The organism is Tepidibacter mesophilus (assembly GCF_002724055.1).
Classification (GTDB): domain Bacteria; phylum Bacillota; class Clostridia; order Peptostreptococcales; family Peptostreptococcaceae; genus Tepidibacter_A; species Tepidibacter_A mesophilus.
In genome coordinates this window covers 33,008-53,437 of sequence record NZ_BDQY01000019.1, presented here as the reverse complement: position 1 = coordinate 53,437, position 20,430 = coordinate 33,008, and the positions used below count along the sequence as shown (strand labels likewise).

The following is a 20,430-nucleotide window of genomic DNA, read 5'->3' as shown; positions in this document are numbered from 1 at the left end:
ATATATTGATATTAATTATAGGAGGTTATTATGGATTATTTATTTTCTAAAAAGTTTACATTCAAAGAATTTCTGAAATTCGTAGCTCCAGCAATCATATCTATGGTTTTTATATCTCTTTATACAATTATAGATGGTATATTTGTTTCAAAACTTGCTGGTTCCAATGCTTTAGCTAGCATAAACATAGTTTTGCCTATCTTCAATATTATCTTGGGATTTAGTATAATGTTGGGAGCAGGGGGTAGTGCCTTAATCTCAAAACTGATTGGGGAAAAAAATAATAAAGTCGCTAATGAAGCATTATCTTTACTTGTTTATTCTGGGGTTATAATAGGAATAATATTAGCTATTGTTGGTATAGTATTTTCTACTAAAATATTTAAATTTTTAGGTGCAACCGATATCCTTTTACCATACTGTATTCCCTATGGAACTATAATTATATTATCAACTCCAATATTTATAGTTAAAACTATGTTTGAGTTTTTCGTTAGATCCGATGGTGATTTTAATTTCAGTCTATTCCTATCCATAATAGGAGGAGTTGTAAATATTATTTTTGACTATGTATTTATAAAACTATTTAATCTTGGAATACTAGGAGCTGGTTTAGCTACCGGACTTGGAATATTAGTATCTTCCACGTTTGGTTTTTTATATTTTTTTTCATCCAAATCAAATTTAAGGTTTTGTATTCCAAAATTAAATTTTAATTTATTAAAAAATGTTATGTATAACGGTTCATCTGAAATGGTATCGGAATTATCAACTGGAATAACTACATTTTTATTCAATATACTAGCCCTAAAATATGCAGGTGAAAACGGTGTAGCTGCACTGAGCATAATATTATATATACATTTTTTATTAGTATCAACATATTTGGGATTTACTTCTGGCATAGCTCCACTAGTAAGCTTTAACTATGGTGCTAAGAATATAGATAAATTAAGAGAAACCTTTAAACATTCTAAAACGTTCATTCTAGTTTCTTCTTTAATAATTTTTACTATATCAATAGTTTTTGCTCCATTTCTAGTAAATATATTCGTAAGTTCAAATAGTAGTATATATAGTTTAACTTTGATAGGCCTTAGAATATTTTCATTTAGCTTTTTATTTGTAGGATTAAATATATTTACATCAGCTTTTTTCACAGCATTTTCTAATGGTAAAATTTCTTCTATAACTTCATTTTCAAGAACATTTGTTTTTATTTTGTTGGGAGCATACTTATTCCCTCCTCTATTTGAAATAAACGGACTTTGGTTAATAGTTCCTTTTGCCGAATTCATAACTATGTTCATTTCTGCTATATTTATAAAAAAATATAAAAATACTTACATGTATTAACTTTATAAATAATACTATACTCCCTATATTTAATGTATAATATTATGTATACGTATTTTCCACTATGCGTAGTGAAAAACTAAAATCAACTCTATATAGTTAGGAGTAATTACCATGAACTACATAATATACGACTTAGAATTCAATCAACCAAGATCTAGTAAATCCACATCAAAAGAAGAAACCAAGAAATGTCCATTTGAAATAATTCAAATAGGTGCAATCAAACTAGATGAGAGCTTTAATTTAATAGGAACTTTTGATAAACTTATAAAACCTACAATATATACATCTATACATCCGTATATACAAGAACTCACCAATATAGATATGAATCAACTACGTAAAGCAGATTACTTTCCCAAAGTTTACAATGACTTTTTAAAATTCATAGATGAATCCAGTATTTTTTGTGTATGGGGAAAAGTAGATCTTAAAGAGTTATTTAGAAATATTCGTTACCACGAATTAAACTTACCTGTTAATATGAAATATATAGATGTTCAAAATCACACTACTAAACATCTTAAATTTACGAAAGGCTTTAGTGTAGGGCTTGAAAGAGCCGTAGATACTTTTAAAATACCACTTGATAAAGAATTTCATAATGCTTTTAATGATGCCTATTATACAAGTAAAATATTTAAAATCATATACAATGAAAATATAACTCCCGAAACATATGATGCAAATAGAACCGCCAGGTCCAATAGTTCAAAGCAAAAAGTTGATATCAATGCCTTATTTATGCAATTCGAAAAAATGTATTGCAGAAAAATGACTAGACATGAAAAAAAGATTATAAAACTTGCTTATATGATGGGAAAGACAAATCAATTCACTATTGATAATGCAAAAAAGACTCATGATTAAAATTTAATCATGAGTCTTTTAATTATGCTGATGTTTTGTTTTTTTGTGATTTCATATCTTTTTCATATCTAGAATATATAACCAATGCTACTATTGAGAAGAATATCGGTCCTGCTATACTCCAAACAGTTGTAGTCATATCTCCATTCATAGCAGGTTGTATTATAGAGAAGAAGTTAGCAAATCCAATAGTAAATATTACTACAATCATACTTATTAAAGAAGCTTTTTCAGTCTTATATACTTCAAAAGGCTTCTCGATTTCTTTATTTTTCTTGAATGAATAGAATCCTCCAGCTACAAACATATAAGGTATAGTCATAGCTACATTAGTCATAGCTACCAATATTACAAAGAATTTAGAAACTGTATCTCCACCAAAAGATACAAGAAGTATTATTACACTAACTATAATACATTGAATCCACATAGCGTTAACAGGCATCGAATCCTTTGTTTCAGTTATTTTCTTTGGCCATAATTCTTTAGGAGTACCTTCTATTAATTGCTTAAGTGGAGAATATGTTAATGTGAAAAATGCTCCAGTTAATGCACATAGCATAGAAATACCTACAAATCTAGCCATCCAATTTCCCATTTGAATAGATATACCTTGACTTACTCCAAATGCTTGTCCTAATTGGTATCCAAGATTATTCATAACAACATAACCTACATTACCCATGTGAACAGCATCAGTAGATAAAATATCATTCCAATTAGTAAATATACCTACAAAGAATATACCTATAGCATATCCTATAGCAATAATAATCGCTGATATTGCAACACCCTTAGGGAATGTTTTTTCTGCATTTTCAGTTTGATCAACAAGTCCACCAATTGCCTCTATACCACCATATGCAAATATAGCAAATACAAGGAATGAAAGCACTGATACAGGATTTGAATACGCTATATTTGGTGATTTTACAAATGCACTTGCATTATTTATAGGTTGAGCTAATTCTCCACCATTTCCTATTAAAACAAGTATTCCCCCTATTATTAAAACTACATTAAGTAGAGCAACAGCAGTTCCTCCTATAGAAGTTATCTTTCTTATTTTATCCAGACCTTTACTAGATACAACTGTTACAAACATCATCCATACGACAGCTAATATACCTAGTGTTTGAGTTGCTGAAAGTCCAAATAAAGACCATGATGCTGTAGTATCTGTTCCAAATATAGCATTTGAAAACACTACCCATATTCCAGATGCAACATTTACCATCCAAATTACATACGATGCATACCACATAAACGTACCAACGAATGCGTATTTAGGCCCAATACATATTGACATCCAAGAATATATTCCACCTTTTTCATTTTTAAATGCAGCCCCATATTCAGCCATCATAAATGCATAAGGTATAAAAAACGTTATAGCTGATATTATGTACCACGGAATAGCACCGTATCCCATTAAATAAAAAGACCTTGGGATATTATTAAATCCAAATACTGATGTGAAAATCATTAAAATTAAAGATATTAAAGTCAATTTTTGAGTATTTTTAGTACTAGAAGCCATTTTTCTCCTCCTTGCGATTTTTTTTGAAATGTTTTCATGTTTATTATATAACAATCTACAGAAAAATCAATATTTTTATATTATTTTTTTTATCCGTATAGTTTTTTTTATATATCTATTATTTACCAATACATTAAATATCAATTGACAGTTTAGCAATAAGGTTATAACATTATAATGTTAGGCTTTTATATAAATATAAATTAAAATTTATAATAATAGAGGAGTTTTAAAATGTCACAACAAAATTTAAGTTTTATCGATGAGGTTAGAAGAAGAAGAACATTTGCAATTATTTCCCATCCAGATGCAGGAAAGACTACTTTAACTGAAAAATTTTTATTATACGGAGGAGCAATTCACCAAGCTGGATCTGTTAAATCTAGACGATCTCAAAAACACGCTGTATCCGACTGGATGGAGATAGAAAAACAAAGAGGTATATCAGTTACATCTAGTGTACTTCAATTTGAATACAATAATTTTTGTATAAACATACTAGATACCCCTGGACACCAGGACTTCAGTGAAGATACTTATAGAACACTTATGGCTGCAGACAGTGCCGTAATGGTTATAGACTCTGCAAAAGGTGTGGAGGCTCAAACAAAGAAATTATTTCAAGTTTGTAAAATGAGAGGAATTCCAATATTCACTTTTATAAACAAAATGGATAGACAGGGAAAAGACCCTTTTGAGTTAATGGAGGATATTGAAAATGTATTAGGCATCCGTTCTTGTCCTGTTAATTGGCCAATAGGGTCAGGTAAAGACTTTAAAGGAGTGTTTAACCGCCAAAAAGATCAAATAGAATTATTCAATGATGGAAATCACGGACAATCTATAGCAAAATCTGTAATAGGGAAAGTAGATGATGAAAAATTTGCTGAACTATTAGGTGATTCACTTCATGAACAACTATTAAACGATATAGAACTACTAGATATAGCTGGAGATGAATTTAATTTAGATCAAATATCAAAAGGGGAGCTAACTCCAGTGTTTTTCGGAAGTGCCCTTACGAACTTTGGTGTCGAGCCGTTTCTTGAATCATTCTTAGATATAACAACTCCACCAACACCTCGTGATAGTAATATGGGTATTGTAGATACTGAGTCTGATAACTTCTCAGGATTTATATTCAAGATTCAAGCTAATATGGATAAGGCTCATAGAGATAGAATAGCTTTTTTAAGAATATGCTCTGGTAAATTCGAAAAAGGTATGACAGTAAATCACGTTCAAAGAGGCAAAAAAGTTAAACTTGCTCAACCTCAACAATTTGTAGCTCAAGATCGTGTTATTGTAGATTCTGCTTATCCAGGAGATATAATAGGTATACATGACCCTGGAATCTTCAATATCGGAGACACTCTATCTGAAAAACAATCAAAATTACAATATAAAGGTATTCCTCAATTTGCTCCTGAGCACTTTGCTAGAATTTCTACCTTAAATTCTTTAAAGAGAAAACAATTCTTAAAAGGAATTACTCAGATATCAGAAGAGGGTGCTATTCAAGTTTATAAACGCCCTAATATAGGCATGGAAGAACTTATAGTAGGAGTTGTAGGCGTTTTACAACTTGAAGTACTAGAATATAGATTAAAAAATGAATATAGTGTTGATATAACAATGCAGACTCTTCCTTACCGTTTTATACGTTGGGCAGAAATCGGAAGCTTTGATGCTAATAGTATGTCTATGACAATGGATACTATTCTTGTTGAAGATAAGGATAAAAATCCTGCATTCTTATTCCAAAGCGAGTGGTCTCCTACTCAATTAGTTAATAGAAATGAAGGATTAGTTTTAAGCGAGACTTCTATATATTAGTCTTATGGGCAATATAAAATATACAAAATAAATCTCTACCTAGTTTTTTATAAAAGAAAACTAGGTAGTTTTTTTATTCTTTATTATCTAACACTCAATTCCCTCTCTCGCCATTACGCCTTCATTATAATAATGTTTAACTTCTTTCATTTCTGTAACAAGATCTGCAATTTCGATAATCTCTTCTTTTGCAAATCTTCCAGTACATATAATTTCTATATGTTTAGGTTTATTTTTTAGAATTTTTAGTACTTCATCTACCTCAAATAATTTGTAATAAAGGGCAATATTAATTTCATCTAATACTACAACATCATATTTTGACGAATTTATTACATCTTTTATTTTTTGAAGACCTTGTATTGCAATTTCTATATCATCTGTACTAGGTTCATTGTATATAAAACAATTTAATCCAAACTGTTCCATTTCAAAATTAGGCAAATATTCTAAGGCTTTAACTTCACTATATTTCATGCCTTTCACAAATTGTCCGAAAAATACCTTTTTCCCAGCACATACCGCTCTAAGTGAAAGACCTAAAGCAGCAGTTGTCTTGCCTTTACCATTACCAGTGTAAACATGTATATAACCTTTTTCTTCCATAAAAATCATCCCCCTTCTAATTATAATTATACTTGAAAACACCTATCAAAAGTACAAAAAAGTAGCTATCTAGATTTTATAAAAATCAAATCTAGATAGCTACTTTTTAAATATAATAAATAAATTTTTCTACATATTTTCTATAACAGCCTGTGCAAATTCTTTTGTTCCAAGTAATCCACCTAAATCCTTAGTCAATTTATCTTTTTGTTTAAATACCTTTTGTAGTGCAGATTCAATTCTTAAAGCAGCATCATCCTTACCTATATACTTGAGCATCATAACACCTGTTAGTATACAAGATATCGGATTAGCTAAGTTTTTCCCTGCTATATCTGGTGCTGATCCATGAACTGGTTCAAATACAGCTATATTGTCTCCAATATTTGCACCCGGGGCCATGCCCAAGCCTCCTATTAAACCAGCACTCATATCAGATAAAATGTCCCCATACAAATTAGGTGCAACTACTATATCATAATTTTGCGGATTCATAACAAGCTTCATGCTCATAGCATCGACTATTACATCTTCAAAATCTATATCATAATCTTTAGCTATATCTTTTGCACATTTTAAAAACAATCCATCTGATAACTTCATTATATTTGCTTTATGAGTTGCAGTTACTTTTTTTCTATTTTCTTTTTTAGCAAGTTCAAATGCAAATTTAACAATTCTATCAGATGCTTTTTTAGTTATTATCTTTATACTCTCACAAGCTTCATCACACACTTTATGTTCTATGCCAGCATAAAGATCTTCTGTATTTTCTCTTACAATTATAAAGTCTACATTTTTATGAAGGGAATTTATACCTTCATACGACTTAATAGGTCTTATATTTGCATATAGATTAAGTTCTTGTCTTAATGCCACGTTTACACTTCTAAATCCTGTTCCTACAGGAGTCGTTATAGGTCCTTTTAGTGCCACCTTGTTCTTTTTTATGCTATATATAACCCCGTCCGGCAAAGGTGTATTATATTCATCCATTACACACATACCAGCATTTAATATCTCCCAATCAATGTCTGCTCCACTTTTATCTATAATATCCTTTGTAGCATATACTACCTCAGGTCCTATTCCATCTCCCGGAATTAAAGTTATTTTATTTGACATATTAAGCTCCCCCTATATCGTTATTTTCCTTTATCAAGTTCAAAAGACCACCTGATAATATCATTTTCTTTTGTCTGTCTGTTATATCTAGGCTTACTTTATAATTCTTATCTTTAGTTATATTATTTAATACAAATAAACCCGTATCTATATTTTTAAAATTATCATCAATCAATATTTCATCCATTAAATCTATATCATCATAGTCTTTATCATTTTCAAAAGTTAAAGGAAGTATTCCATTATTTATAAGGTTTTGCTTGTGTATTCGTGCAAAAGATTTTGCAATCACAGCTTTAATTCCAAGATACAATGGTGCTAAAGCTGCATGTTCACGGCTAGATCCTTGACCGTAGTTTAATCCACCTAATATAAATCCACCTTTAAACTCTTTTGCTCTGCTAGGAAAATCAGGATCACATGGATTAAAACAGTATTCAGATAAATAAGGAATATTTGATCTATAAGGAAGTAATTTTGCATTCGATGGCATAATATGATCAGTGGTTATATTATCATCTACCTTTATTAATATTTTCCCTTTTAATTTATTTTTTAAAGGCTCTGTTTTAGGAAAATCCTTGATGTTAGGACCTTTTATTATATCGATTTCTTCTCCTTCTTCAGCAGGAGGCACGATTAAATTATCATTTATCAAGAATTTATCAGGCATACAAATTTCTGTATTATCTATTTCTTCAGGACTCGTTAAATATCCTGTTATAGCAGATACAGCCGCAACCTCAGGACTTACTATATATATATCAGCAGATGTCGTTCCCGATCTTCCCTTAAAATTCCTATTAAAAGTTCTAAGAGATACCCCTCCAGTACTAGGTGCCTGACCCATTCCTATGCAAGGTCCACATGCTGATTCTAATATTCTGGCACCAGCAGATACCATTTTAGCCAAGGCCCCATTTGCAGCTAGCATATTTAATACTTGCTTAGATCCTGGAGCTATAACAAGCGATACATGCTCTGCAATAGTTTTATTATCTAAAATTTCAGCTACCTTCATCATATCTACGAAAGATGAATTAGTACAGCTTCCTATTGCAACTTGGTTTACCTTTATATTTTTGAGTTCATTAACAGGAACTACATTATCAGGACTATGAGGACACGCTGCTAGAGGTTTTAGTTTATCTAAATCTATAATTATAGATTCATCATATATAGCTCCTTCATCTGCTAGTATCTCAACATAGTCTTTCTCTCTTGCCTGAGCCTTCAAAAATTCATAAGTGACATTATCTGATGGAAATATAGATGTTGTAGCACCAAGTTCTGCTCCCATATTAGTTATAGTTGCTCTTTGAGGAACACTTAAATATTTTAAAGCTTCACCACAGTATTCAAATATTTTGTTAACTCCACCTTTTACTGTGTATTTTCTTAGTACCTCTAATATTATATCCTTTGCAGATACGCCTTTATTTAGTTTCCCTATTAATTCTACTTTTACTATATCAGGAGTGTTAATATAATATTGCCCACCTGCCATGGCAACAGCCACATCAAGTCCTCCAGCTCCAATCGCAAGCATACCAATTCCCCCACAAGTAGGAGTATGACTATCCGACCCAAGAAGAGTTTGCCCTGGAACCCCGAATCTTTCAAGATGAACCTGATGACATATTCCATTTCCAGGCTTTGAAAAATATATACCATATTTTTTAGCAACCGTTTGAATATATAAGTGATCATCTGCATTCTCAGGTCCTGCTTGAATTGTATTATGATCTATATAAGCTACTGATTTTTTAGTTTTAACTTTATCTATACCCATATTTTCAAGTTGAAGATATGCCATAGTTCCTGTAGAGTCTTGCGTCAAAGTTTGATCTATTTTTATTCCAATCTCACAACCTTTTTTAAACTCCCCGCTAACAATACGACTATTAATAATTTTTTGAGCCACTGTAAGATTCATATTACCCCTCCTTAAACTGCTTGTGTTTTTTCTATTTTTTCTATTTGCGGTAAATATATATAAGTTATTTTCTTTAATTCTTCATTGGATATAACTGTAGTTCTTCCACTTGCATATTGATCATCTACCCATCTTTTAATAGGATATATTCTATCATCATCCTTAGATATTTTTTGACCTTCACTTAATCTAAAATAAGTATTAATCCAAGCCGCAATACCAGCAACACCTGAATATTGATTAACAGATACTACTATAGGTCTATTTAGTATTTTTTCAGTATCAAAAGCATTGTATATTTCCACATCTTTCAATATACCATCTGCATGTATTCCAGCTTTTGTTACATTAAATTCGCTTCCAATAAAAGGAGTCTGTGGATGGATATCATAGTCCATCTCCCTTTGGAAATACTCACTAACTTCAGATAAAATTTTAAGATTCATGTTTTTAATATCACCTTTTACTTGACCATACTCTAAAAGCATAGCCTCAATAGGACAGTTTCCAGTTCTTTCCCCTATACCAAATAAAGTAGTATTTACAGAAGATGCACCATAAAGCCAAGCTGAAACAGAGTTCGTTACAACAGAATAAAAATCATTATGTCCATGCCACTCTATAGACTTAGACGAAACATTACATTCATTTCTAAGTCCATGTATAATTCCAGGTATACTTCTTGGAAGAGATGTTCCTGTATAAGAAACTCCCAGCCCTAATGTATCACAAGCTCTTATCTTTATTTCAACTCCAGATTCTTTTGATAAATCCATCAAAGATCTTACTAGTGGAACTACAAATCCATAAAAATCAGCTCTAGTAATATCCTCAAGATGGCATCTTGGAACTATTCCATTTTCAATAGCTTCTTTTGCAATATCTAAATACATATTAAGAGCATTTTCTCTTGTTGTTTTTAATTTTTTAAATATATGATAATCAGAACAAGACATAAGCATTCCTGTTTCTTTAATCTGCATTTCTTTAACTAATTTTAAATCCTCTTTCTTAGCTCTAATCCAAGAAGTTATCTGAGGGAAAGTGTATCCTCTATCCATACACTTCGAAACTGCTTTTCTATCTTTCTTTGAATAAAGAAAAAATTCAGATTGTCTAATAATCCCCGATTCATTATCTATCTTATGCAGATAATCATACAACTTAAGTATTTGATCTACACTAAAAGAAGACATAGACTGTTGACCATCTCTAAAAGTTGTATCAGTTACCCATATCTCATCCGGAATATCCATAGGCAGTAAAATATTATTAAACTCTACCTTAGGAATTTGAGAATAAGGAAACACATTTTTAAAGTAATTTGGATTTGACAAATTTACAACAGAACTTTTCACAACAACACAACCCCCTTTTAAAATACATTGCTTTTTTGAATTAATTAACATTCAATATTTCATATGGTTTATTTTTACATTTGCTTTGTTTTTATATTTTCACATTCTGAAATTCATATTAAATTGCCTATTTTCAATACTTATAAGTTTGTATTTCTTAATATTCAAATTATAAAACAAAGTATTTTTATTTTGAAATTTCTAATTTATGATTTATTATTTATTTCATATTTCATATTCTAACATGCCTACTTCATGTTTGCAACCACAAAATGCAATATTTTTATATATAAATTTCATTTTACGTAAAAAAAAGGTGTAAAAAAGGTATTTCCCAACCTTTTTTACACCTTTTTTTTAACTAAATTTCATTTTCCGAAAGACTCATTTTTAAAAATTTAATCTTTCAATGAATTATTCTAAATACAAATTTTCTATTATAAAAGTCCTTCACTAAAATATCTCTCTGCTCTATCCGGAAGTATAGTAACTATTTTTTTATCCGGATATTGTTTTGCCATACTCATAGATGCCCATACATTAGCACCTGCTGAAACTCCAACTAAGCATCCACATACATTTGCTAATTGTCTAGAAGTTGAAATAGCATCTTCATCACTAACTTCTATAACCTTATCCATTAAAAATACATCCAATACATCTGGTATAAATCCATCACCGATACCCTGTATCTTATGAGTTCCAGCACTATGACCATTAAGAGCAGATACTCCTTTTGGTTCGACTGCTATAATCATACAATCAGGATTCTTTTCTTTTAAATATTTTCCTATTCCCTGCAGAGTTCCTCCACTTCCAAGCCCTGATACAAATACATCCACGTCTTCATTCATATCTTCAAATATTTCAACCGCCGTTGTATTATAATGTATCAACGGATTATTAATATTACTAAATTGATTTAAAGCAAATATATTATCACTTGAATCCATCTGTCTTTTCACCTCATTTAAAGCTCCTTCTACACTTTCTTCTTTAGGTGTTAGTATAAGTTCAGCCCCAAGTCCTTTTATAATTCTTTTTCTTTCTTCACTCATATTCTCAGGCATAACAATCTTTACCTTATATCCCATTTGAACTCCAACTAAAGATATCCCTATACCTGTATTTCCAGATGTAGGTTCTATTATAGTCATACCCTTTTTTAACACTCCATCTTTTTCAGCTTGTTCTATCATAAACTTAGCTATCCTATCCTTTATACTACCCCCCGGGTTTAAAAACTCAGCTTTAGCGTATATATTGCTTCCAGTTAATTTACTTAAATTTATAAGCGGCGTGTTTCCTATTGACTCTATAATATTATTTAATATCATACAATTCCCCCCCAAATCTAATAACATTATATATTTTTATTTAAATTAAGTTACATTCTCTCATCATAAATATATTACATTTTATACCATTTGGATACTTCTCATTTTATCATTATCATTTTGATAATTCAAGATTTATTTTTTAATTACTATTATGTATAGATCTAAAGTTATATCATTTACTTAGAAATAAAAAAGGCGACTAATAGCTTAATCTTAGCTATTAGTCGTCTTTTCATAACAAATAGAAAATTATATAATTTTTAAATTAGCGAATTTTATTAATCACATAAATCATAAAATGCTTGTGATACTTTATTAAACTCATCATCCTCTTCTATTTGTGCTAATTCTGGTCCTTCTTCAGTCTCTTTGTATTTATATATATATACATCTTCTGAGTTTTCAGGTAATAAAGATATGTACTCATTACCTTCCACTTCGAATATAGTCAATACTTTGCAAGCTATTTCTTCATCTTCATCTAACGTTAAGTATATCATTTGAGCTTCTTCATGGTCATGCTCGTGTCCTCCACATCCACACTCATGATTTTCTCCATGATCGTGCTCATGTCCACCGCATCCACATTCATGATGATCTTCATGTCCTCCACATCCACAATTATGCTTTTTTTCATTACTCATATTAATACACCTTCTATTCTATATATTTTTTTACTATTACAGTATCTCACATCTAATTATAATTATAAAGTAAAAAAGTCTTTATTCTCTAAAGATTCCAATGTAGACTTTTTTGAAACTCATAACATAAATTATATTTACCTACAATTAAAAGTAATATAATTTTCTATTCATTATAAAAAATTCGCTTTATGCTAACGCATAACTCATTCCGCCAACGACGCTCCGACTCTGCTACTTAAAAATAGTTGCAAGTTCAGTTGTTTAATCAATATTCTTTATAGATTTGAATTTTTATAATTTACTATATATATTTTCTCACTATATCTATCAAATATTCTTTCGTATTAAACTCCGGATCTTTCAATACCAACTCATTCAATTCATTTAAAATCTCACCTATTTTTTTACCAGGCTTTATGCCAAGTTCAATTATATCATTTCCATTAATAGCTAAATCATTTATACATAAAGGCTCCTTCTGATTTATGATTTTTTCAATAATATCTTTAAGTTCTAAAATTAATCCTATATTATCACAATCTGTACCAGATTTTCTATCAGCTATTTTCAGGTCTATAAGATTGAATACATTTTCTATTTTAGACCTATTTATAAATTTTTTTATAGATTTCTTATTTTCAAGATTTGGCATATTCATATGTTCTTTAACTAGTATACAAACATCGTCTATAGTTTTATTATCAAATTTAAGCCTTTTCAATATTTTTTTAGTGAGTCTTTCACCTTTTATGTCATGTCCATAAAAATGGCCTACACCTTTTTCATCTATACTAAAACATATCGGCTTTGCAATATCGTGAAACAAAGCAGAAAGTCTAGTTTTTATATTGCAAGGTGTATAATCTACAACAGACATAATATGATCAAATACATCTTTATTATGATAAAAATTCTTTTGATCAAACCCCACACACTCATCAAGCTCAGGAAGAATGTATTTTAACAAATCTAATTCTTTAAGAATATTAAATCCCAGTGAAGGTTTATCAGTAAGCAGTATTTTACAAATTTCTTCTCTTATTCTCTCCTCACTAATATTTAAAAGTAAATTCCCCTTATCCTTCATAGCATGTTTTGTAGCTTCATCTAATTTGAAATTTAACCTAGTTGCAAATCTTACTCCTCTTAATATTCTAAGTGCATCTTCTTCAAATCTATTTAAAGGATTTCCAACACACTTTACAATTTCTTTTTTTAAGTCTTGTTGACCTAAAAACGGATCACACAAACCGTATTTATGATTATATGCCATTGCATTAATAGTAAAATCACGCCTTGATAAGTCTTCTTCTATTTCATCAGTGAATTCTACACTTTCAGGACGTCTATTATTTTTATATTCTCCATCTATTCTGTAAGTTGTAATCTCATAGTGATTATCATTTATCACCGCAGTCACAGTCCCATGCTTAATTCCTGTTGGAATAGATTTAATACCCTTATCATGTAATATTTTCATGGTTTTTTCAGGCATGCAACTCGTGGTTATATCCCAATCTTTAGGTGTATTTTTTAAAAGAGTATCCCTTACACATCCACCAACTATAAAACCTTCATAATTATTTTGATTTAATACATCTAATATCTTCTGAACTTCTACTGGTATATCTATATTCATAATCCTCACCTTTCTTACCTACTTATACCAGTTTAATACAAAATCTAAACTTCTTCAAATGCCATTTTAGATTGATTACAAGTAGGGCACTTCCAATCCTCAGGTAAATTCTCAAAACTAGTATTTTTCTCTATATCATGTGTCCAATCTCCTCTTTCAGGTTTATAGACATATCCACATACACTACATTTATAATTTTTCATAAGCATCCCTCCACTTGAGTTATACCCAATTATTATATTTTCAAACTACATAATTTATAATGACTACTTAGAGCTTTTCTATCAAATCTTTTTTAATCCATCCGTATTCACCATCCAATCTAGCAAGTGCATAATTCCCATATATATTTACAACGTCTATCACTTGCCCTCTATAAGTAGTCAGGTAATATTCTTGGTAGTCTTGGTTACAGTAATATCCTTCACTTCCTAACTCTATTACTTCATTCTTTATATTAATAAGTTCTCCTGTATCCACCCTTTTACACACTGAAAATTCTTTTCTTCGCTTTATAATCTCAATTTTATTATTAGGCCACCGTATTTTTTGGGGAATTTCTTTCGTCCCAAATGAACCTTCTTTTACTATATATTTATCAAATTCATCAGCACTTTCATTATAGATATTGTATATCTGATTTGTTTTTTCAATTATAAGTGCATTTATTTGAGCAATCTTCTTTACATTATATCCACCATCAATACATATAATCTTCTTTTCAGTATCTATTATAGAATCACAGTTAATAGTATAGTCCTTGTAATTCGACGCTGGCCAGTGTCCTACAACCACAGTCTTACCACTTTTATTATCTTTTTTATAAAATTGTTCACAGTATAAAAATGTCTTAAGACTTGATTTTTTCCAATACATCTTCTCACTTATACCTGCATGAACGAATATAAAATCCTCAAGTTCTAAAGCAACAGGTAGCGATCCTAAAAATTCTATATCATCTTTATAATTTGTAAGCAATATATTTTGTAAATATTTTCCACTAATTTCATAAATATTTATATTCAGTTCTTTAATCCACTCATCAAATATACTTTTATGAGTCTTATACTTTATATATCTAATTAACTTTTGAGAATTATATTTCTCTAAAACTAAGCTTGCTACAAACGCTTCACAGTTTCCAGCTAATACTATAACATTGTCTTTTTTAGATAATTCTCTTATATATGAAAGAGTTTCTTTATTAAACCTTCCTTTTTCAATAAAGTCACCTATTATAACCAAATAATCACTTCTTTTAAACTCTACTTTTTCAATTAATCTCTTGAATAAATACAATCCACCATGAATATCACTTACACTTATAAGTCTAAAGCTTTTTTCTTCTTTTAAACTCATTATTGTACTATTTAACCCCATACATTTCTCCTTAATCTGTAAATTTAAATTCCTTAACCATTAGTTCTTCACCTATAACAGAGTTTTGAAAAACGTTTTTAGCTACATCTAAAAACTCATATGGATTTTGAAGCGCTGGACTAAAATGAGTAAGCCATAATTCTTTAACATCCCCCTGTTTAGAAAGATTTGCCGCTTCCGAAAACAGCATATGGTTTGTATCTTTTACTTTTTCAGCATAAGCATCATCACCATACATACCTTCGCAAATAAATAGATCAGCATTTTTTATAAACTCCACAATTCCAGGAAGAGGTCTTGTATCTGTACAATAGCAAATTTTAAGTCCTTTTCTTCTATTCGAAAGTACCATATCAGGGGTATATATAATTCCATCATCTTCTATTATTTCTTCTTTTTGAAGCCTACTCCAATATTTCATAGGTACACTTTGACTTTCAGCCTTATCTTTATCAAATTTTCTTGTTCTCATAACTTCAATGCTATACATCATACAATCAACACTATGTTGTACAGGTAGTGAATTTATTACAAAATCCTTATGTATATATTCAACTAATTTATCAGAAGTCTCAATAAGCTTTATATCATATGGAAGTTGAGGAGTTATAACCATAAGACCCTCAACCACATTTTGCAATCCACTAGGTCCAATTAGTATTAATTCATCTTCTCTCCCCGAATTCCCTATCGTACTTAAAAGTCCCGGAAGTCCAGCTATATGATCTGCATGATAGTGAGTAAAACAAATTATATCTATATTTTTCAAACCCCATTTTAGCTTTTTTAAAAGAATCTGAGTCCCTTCTCCACAATCTACAAGTGCCATACTTCCATTACAGCTCACAATCATAGATGTAAGAAATCTATCGTAAAACGGCATAACACCTCCAGGTGCTAACAAACAAACATCCAACATTTAATCACTTCCTTTTATCTTTATATTATATAGTTTTCCTATTCATATTATAATATATAAAAAAGTCTTTATTCTAAAAATTTCAAACAATACCCGTTAAAAGATTTAATGTATAAAAAAATACTTGTTTTGTAGTTACAAAACAAGTATTTTTTGATTAAGCATTAGCTTTATTCATATTTTTAACTTCACCTATATGCGTTGCCAAATCTATAACTCTATTAGAGTATCCCCACTCATTATCATACCAAGATACAACCTTTAACATATTATCTCCAATCATCATAGTAGATAATCCATCAACTATAGATGATCTATAGTCTTTCTTATAGTCAATCGATACTAAAGGCTTATCACTATACCCTAATATTCCTTTAAGTTCACCTTCAGAAGCTTCTTTTAATTTACTATTAACCATTTCAACAGTAACATCTTTTTCAAGTTCAAGAACTAAATCCACAACTGAAACCACTGGGATAGGTACCCTCATAGCCATTCCATTTAATTTTCCGCTTAGTTCTGGTATAACTTTGCTTATTGCCTTAGCAGCTCCTGTAGAAGTAGGTATAATTGATTCTGCTGCTGCTCTAGATCTTCTTAAATCCTTATGAGGAAGATCTAATATTTTTTGATCATTAGTATAAGCATGTACAGTAGTCATAAGTCCTTTTACTATTTTAAACTCATCGTTAATGACCTTAGCAACAGGTCCTAAGCAGTTTGTAGTACAAGATGCATTAGATATTATATGATGCTTATCTGAATCGTAATCATTATGATTAACACCCATAACTATAGTTATATCTTCATCTACTCCAGGAGCAGAAATTATAACCTTTTTTGCCCCTGCTTTTATATGTTTACTGCATGCTTCTCTATTTGTAAATAACCCAGTTGATTCTACAACAATATCAACCCCTAATTCTTTCCAAGGAATTTGTTCTGGATCTCTATGAGCTGTAAATTTAATTTCTTTATCACCTATTATTATAGAATCATTAGTAGCTGTAACTTCTTCATTTAAAATTCCGTATAAAGAATCATATTTAAATATATGTGCATGTTTTTCAGGTCCACTAGTACTATTTATAGCCACTATTTCTATATCCGATTTTCTTTCTAACCATGCCTTTAATACGTTTTTTCCTATTCTTCCAAATCCATTAATTCCCACTTTAATACTCATTCTAAAACCCTCCATTTATGTAGTAGTTATTAATATATAATATTTAGAATAACACATTGTTGCCATTACCACTAGATTAGTGTGTGTTTTTATTTATAATGTGTTATACTTTTTACAGTTTAACATATTCATCCTATTTTGTATACATGAAAATGTATTTTTTTATTGTAGTTTTATATTATTCGTAACATTTGTTCTCTAAACAAATAAAAACATAGTATATAATATACATATAACAACATCATATTAAAGGAGGATTTAAAAATGAAAAGACAAATAATTGAAATAAATCAAGAAAAATGTATAGGATGTGGATTGTGTGCTAATGCATGCCATCAAGGAGCTATACAAGTCATAAACGGTAAAGCAAAATTAACTAGCGATTCTTATTGTGATGGATTAGGAATGTGTTTACCTGCTTGTCCAGTTGATGCAATAAAATTAACAGAAAAAGAAACTGTGGAATTTGATAAATCTAGAAAAGGATATGCCATTAATCAGAAAACACCTTCTGGTGGATGTCCTGGATCTGTAAGCAAAGTGTTGAAAAGCAATTCAGGATGCGAATGTCAAGGCTCAGGTACTAAAGAAATAAATACTATCGATTCCCAATTAAAGCAATGGCCTGTACAGTTAAAACTTGCAAGTCCCTCAGCTGATTTTTGGGATAATGCAGATATATTAATTGCAGCAGACTGTTGTGCATATTCTTACTCAAACTTCCACATGGATTTTATGAAGAATAAAATTACTGTTATAGGATGCCCAAAGCTTGATGACAACCAATACTATATAGATAAGCTTACGGAAATATTTAAAACCAAAAATATAAATAGTATAACAGTTACAAGAATGTCAGTACCTTGTTGCTCAGGATTAGTTCGTGCAGTAAAAGAAGCTATCTTAAATTCTAAAACAAAAGCTTCATACAATGAATTTATAATATCGACAGATGGAAATGTAATATAAAATTCGTCTACTCGCTAACGCGGTGACTCATGTCGCCAACGATCCTTCCAGGCTCCGTTGCTCAAAAATAGTTGCAAGTACGACCTTTTCAATAAGTTATCAGAAAAACCAAAAATAATATAGTTCCTATAGAATAAAAAAAGGTGCTAGGGATTTTCTCTAGCACCTTTTTTCTTATATTTCAATTATTTTATTTATATCTATAATTTCTTCATTTTTTTCTGTTTCACTCATAATCTTCCATTCTTTTATTAAAAATACTAATGTAATTAACGAAGATGAAAAATCAGATATAGGATATGCAATCCAGACTCCTTTAAGTCCATATAATTTAGGTAATAATATAAGCATTGGTATTAATATGAGCACCTGTCTTGACAGACTAAGTACAATAGAAATTTTAGCTTTACCAATGGCTTGGAAAAAATTTGATGTTACTATTTGAAATCCTATAACAGGGATCATACATAAAAATATCCGAAGTCCATTTGTACCTATCTTGAGTATGTTTTCATCATCACTAAATATAGATATCATAAAACTTGGAAAAAATTCTACAAATACAAATCCTGTTATGCAAAGTGCAGATGCTGCGCTTATTGCAAGTATTAAAGATTTTTTAACCCTATCTATTTTAACAGCTCCATAATTATATCCTAATATAGGCTGTGCACCTTGAGTTATTCCAAATACAGGCATCAAAAATATCATTGTAATGCTTATAAGTATACTCATAGCACCTATCGCATAATCTCCTCCATTTGTTTTTAATGTATTATTGGCAAGTACATTAACAACACTTGCTGCAATTTGTATTAAGAACGGAGACATTCCTATTGCAAATATTCCCTTAACTATATTAATATCCAGCTTCATATTCTTAACTTTAAGCTTCATAGAAGAATTATTATTAAACATAAAATATCTAAGAACCCATATAGTATTTAAAGTTTGCCCTATAACAGTAGCTATAGCTGCTCCTTTTATCCCCATACCCATTTTCATTATAAATACATAATCAAGAATTATATTAGTTATAGCTCCTATCAAATTTGTCATCATGGCAGTCTTTGGGCTTCCGTCAGAACGAATAGATGCATTAAGACCAAATCCAACTGCATTAAATACAGCTCCAGCAAGTATTATAAATATATACTCTTTAGCATAATTAAATGTCAAATCACTTGCCCCGAATAATCTAAGTAAAGAATCTAAAAATCCAATACCCACAACCGTCACTAAAACAGAAATAATACTTAAAAGTATAAATGTATTTCCAAGTATTTTTTCAGCTTCATCATGCTTTCCTTCTCCGAGTCTGATAGATATTAAAGCAGAACCTCCTATGCCGGCAAGCATTCCAAATGCCATTATTATAGTACTGAATGGAAGAGTTAATCCTACCGCAGATATAGCAATAGCGCCTACTCCTTTTCCTATGAAAATTCTATCTACAATATTGTATAATATGTTAATTAACATACCTATAATTGCAGGAAATGAAAATTCGATAAGTAATTTACCTATATTTTCAGTTCCGAGTCTTTTCTGTTTTTCCATGAATACACCTCCTATTTAATTGTACGAACATTTTTTCCATACTAGGTATTATATATAATATTAGTTGCTTTTGCAACTATTCTACAACAAAAAACTATACCCAATATTATATGAGTATAGTTTTGAATAGTTTATATTATATATTTAATACAGATTGCCA

At 30.0% G+C, this 20,430-nt stretch carries 17 protein-coding genes; 4 read left to right on the top strand and 13 right to left on the bottom strand.

Annotated elements, in window-relative coordinates:
• The first annotated feature begins 30 nt into the window (after nucleotides 1–30).
• Entirely contained in the window at nucleotides 31–1,356 is a 1,326-nt protein-coding gene (locus Tmeso_RS11715) for an MATE family efflux transporter (RefSeq protein WP_099191413.1), read from the top strand.
• 114 nt (nucleotides 1,357–1,470) lie between these two features.
• Nucleotides 1,471–2,229 carry a 3'-5' exonuclease gene (locus tag Tmeso_RS11710; RefSeq protein ID WP_099191411.1) on the top strand — a complete coding sequence of 253 codons (759 nt, stop codon included), beginning with the start codon at nucleotides 1,471–1,473 and terminating at the stop codon, nucleotides 2,227–2,229.
• Nucleotides 2,230–2,251: 22 nt separating this feature from the next.
• Here Tmeso_RS11710 and yjeM read toward each other — a convergent pair whose 3' ends face one another.
• Complete coding sequence (gene yjeM / locus Tmeso_RS11705) at nucleotides 2,252–3,769, bottom strand: glutamate/gamma-aminobutyrate family transporter YjeM (RefSeq protein WP_099191409.1); 1,518 nt, start codon at nucleotides 3,767–3,769, stop codon at nucleotides 2,252–2,254.
• Between the two features lie 234 nt (nucleotides 3,770–4,003).
• Here yjeM and Tmeso_RS11700 point away from each other — a divergent pair, with 234 nt between their 5' ends.
• Nucleotides 4,004–5,605, top strand: a complete 1,602-nt coding sequence (locus Tmeso_RS11700) for a peptide chain release factor 3 (RefSeq protein WP_099191407.1) — start codon at nucleotides 4,004–4,006, stop codon at nucleotides 5,603–5,605.
• An 87-nt stretch (nucleotides 5,606–5,692) separates the two neighbouring features.
• Here the strand turns inward: Tmeso_RS11700 and cobO are convergent, their stop codons facing one another.
• The 11 genes from cobO to gap all read right to left on the bottom strand — a co-directional run bounded on the left by cobO (nucleotide 5,693) and on the right by gap (nucleotide 17,741).
• Nucleotides 5,693–6,211, bottom strand: a complete 519-nt coding sequence (cobO, locus tag Tmeso_RS11695) for a cob(I)yrinic acid a,c-diamide adenosyltransferase (RefSeq protein ID WP_099191405.1) — start codon at nucleotides 6,209–6,211, stop codon at nucleotides 5,693–5,695.
• A gap of 129 nt (nucleotides 6,212–6,340) precedes the next feature.
• On the bottom strand, nucleotides 6,341–7,336 hold the full coding sequence (locus Tmeso_RS11690) for an isocitrate/isopropylmalate dehydrogenase family protein (RefSeq protein ID WP_099191403.1): 996 nt from the start codon (nucleotides 7,334–7,336) through the stop codon (nucleotides 6,341–6,343).
• A gap of 1 nt (nucleotide 7,337) precedes the next feature.
• The gene (locus Tmeso_RS11685) at nucleotides 7,338–9,272 is read right to left on the bottom strand and encodes an aconitate hydratase (protein WP_099191401.1); all 1,935 of its coding nucleotides are present in this window, start codon (nucleotides 9,270–9,272) and stop codon (nucleotides 7,338–7,340) included.
• 11 nt (nucleotides 9,273–9,283) lie between these two features.
• Complete coding sequence (locus Tmeso_RS11680; protein WP_330400349.1) at nucleotides 9,284–10,630, bottom strand: beta/alpha barrel domain-containing protein; 1,347 nt, start codon at nucleotides 10,628–10,630, stop codon at nucleotides 9,284–9,286.
• A gap of 437 nt (nucleotides 10,631–11,067) precedes the next feature.
• Nucleotides 11,068–11,967 carry a cysteine synthase A gene (gene cysK, locus Tmeso_RS11675; RefSeq protein ID WP_099191397.1) on the bottom strand — a complete coding sequence of 300 codons (900 nt, stop codon included), beginning with the start codon at nucleotides 11,965–11,967 and terminating at the stop codon, nucleotides 11,068–11,070.
• A 281-nt stretch (nucleotides 11,968–12,248) separates the two neighbouring features.
• The gene (locus Tmeso_RS11670) at nucleotides 12,249–12,614 is read right to left on the bottom strand and encodes a DUF1292 domain-containing protein (RefSeq protein WP_099191395.1); all 366 of its coding nucleotides are present in this window, start codon (nucleotides 12,612–12,614) and stop codon (nucleotides 12,249–12,251) included.
• 304 nt (nucleotides 12,615–12,918) lie between these two features.
• Nucleotides 12,919–14,256, bottom strand: coding sequence for a CCA tRNA nucleotidyltransferase (locus Tmeso_RS11665; RefSeq protein WP_099191393.1), 1,338 nt, complete (start codon nucleotides 14,254–14,256; stop codon nucleotides 12,919–12,921).
• Nucleotides 14,257–14,300: 44 nt separating this feature from the next.
• Nucleotides 14,301–14,459: a rubredoxin gene (locus Tmeso_RS11660; protein ID WP_099191391.1), complete on the bottom strand. Its 159-nt coding sequence runs from the start codon at nucleotides 14,457–14,459 to the stop codon at nucleotides 14,301–14,303.
• Nucleotides 14,460–14,526: 67 nt separating this feature from the next.
• Nucleotides 14,527–15,636, bottom strand: coding sequence for a metallophosphoesterase (locus tag Tmeso_RS11655; protein WP_099191389.1), 1,110 nt, complete (start codon nucleotides 15,634–15,636; stop codon nucleotides 14,527–14,529).
• 10 nt (nucleotides 15,637–15,646) lie between these two features.
• Nucleotides 15,647–16,555, bottom strand: coding sequence for a ribonuclease Z (locus Tmeso_RS11650; RefSeq protein WP_099191387.1), 909 nt, complete (start codon nucleotides 16,553–16,555; stop codon nucleotides 15,647–15,649).
• A gap of 157 nt (nucleotides 16,556–16,712) precedes the next feature.
• Nucleotides 16,713–17,741: a type I glyceraldehyde-3-phosphate dehydrogenase gene (gap, locus tag Tmeso_RS11645; protein WP_099191385.1), complete on the bottom strand. Its 1,029-nt coding sequence runs from the start codon at nucleotides 17,739–17,741 to the stop codon at nucleotides 16,713–16,715.
• A gap of 264 nt (nucleotides 17,742–18,005) precedes the next feature.
• Here gap and Tmeso_RS11640 point away from each other — a divergent pair, with 264 nt between their 5' ends.
• Nucleotides 18,006–18,710 (top strand): ATP-binding protein, encoded by a 705-nt coding sequence (locus tag Tmeso_RS11640; protein WP_099191383.1) that lies wholly within the window; start codon nucleotides 18,006–18,008, stop codon nucleotides 18,708–18,710.
• A 174-nt stretch (nucleotides 18,711–18,884) separates the two neighbouring features.
• On the opposite strand, the gene Tmeso_RS11635 is transcribed toward Tmeso_RS11640, so the two are convergent.
• Nucleotides 18,885–20,270, bottom strand: coding sequence for an MATE family efflux transporter (locus tag Tmeso_RS11635; protein ID WP_099191381.1), 1,386 nt, complete (start codon nucleotides 20,268–20,270; stop codon nucleotides 18,885–18,887).
• Nucleotides 20,271–20,430 lie beyond the last annotated feature (160 nt).

What these genes read in the sequence shown, in the direction of transcription:
- Tmeso_RS11700 (WP_099191407.1), top strand. Translation starts at nt 4,004, where the DNA reads ATGTCACAACAAAATTTAAGTTTTATCGATGAGGTTAGAAGAAGAAGA.
- Tmeso_RS11690 (WP_099191403.1), bottom strand. Translation starts at nt 7,336, where the DNA reads ATGTCAAATAAAATAACTTTAATTCCGGGAGATGGAATAGGACCTGAG.
- cysK (WP_099191397.1), bottom strand. Translation starts at nt 11,967, where the DNA reads ATGATATTAAATAATATTATAGAGTCAATAGGAAACACGCCGCTTATA.
- cobO (WP_099191405.1), bottom strand. Translation starts at nt 6,211, where the DNA reads ATGGAAGAAAAAGGTTATATACATGTTTACACTGGTAATGGTAAAGGC.
- Tmeso_RS11650 (WP_099191387.1), bottom strand. Translation starts at nt 16,555, where the DNA reads ATGTTGGATGTTTGTTTGTTAGCACCTGGAGGTGTTATGCCGTTTTAC.
- gap (WP_099191385.1), bottom strand. Translation starts at nt 17,741, where the DNA reads ATGAGTATTAAAGTGGGAATTAATGGATTTGGAAGAATAGGAAAAAAC.
- Tmeso_RS11655 (WP_099191389.1), bottom strand. Translation starts at nt 15,636, where the DNA reads ATGGGGTTAAATAGTACAATAATGAGTTTAAAAGAAGAAAAAAGCTTT.
- Tmeso_RS11710 (WP_099191411.1), top strand. Translation starts at nt 1,471, where the DNA reads ATGAACTACATAATATACGACTTAGAATTCAATCAACCAAGATCTAGT.
- Tmeso_RS11660 (WP_099191391.1), bottom strand. Translation starts at nt 14,459, where the DNA reads ATGAAAAATTATAAATGTAGTGTATGTGGATATGTCTATAAACCTGAA.
- Tmeso_RS11640 (WP_099191383.1), top strand. Translation starts at nt 18,006, where the DNA reads ATGAAAAGACAAATAATTGAAATAAATCAAGAAAAATGTATAGGATGT.
- Tmeso_RS11635 (WP_099191381.1), bottom strand. Translation starts at nt 20,270, where the DNA reads ATGGAAAAACAGAAAAGACTCGGAACTGAAAATATAGGTAAATTACTT.
- yjeM (WP_099191409.1), bottom strand. Translation starts at nt 3,769, where the DNA reads ATGGCTTCTAGTACTAAAAATACTCAAAAATTGACTTTAATATCTTTA.
- Tmeso_RS11685 (WP_099191401.1), bottom strand. Translation starts at nt 9,272, where the DNA reads ATGAATCTTACAGTGGCTCAAAAAATTATTAATAGTCGTATTGTTAGC.
- Tmeso_RS11670 (WP_099191395.1), bottom strand. Translation starts at nt 12,614, where the DNA reads ATGAGTAATGAAAAAAAGCATAATTGTGGATGTGGAGGACATGAAGAT.
- Tmeso_RS11665 (WP_099191393.1), bottom strand. Translation starts at nt 14,256, where the DNA reads ATGAATATAGATATACCAGTAGAAGTTCAGAAGATATTAGATGTATTA.
- Tmeso_RS11715 (WP_099191413.1), top strand. Translation starts at nt 31, where the DNA reads ATGGATTATTTATTTTCTAAAAAGTTTACATTCAAAGAATTTCTGAAA.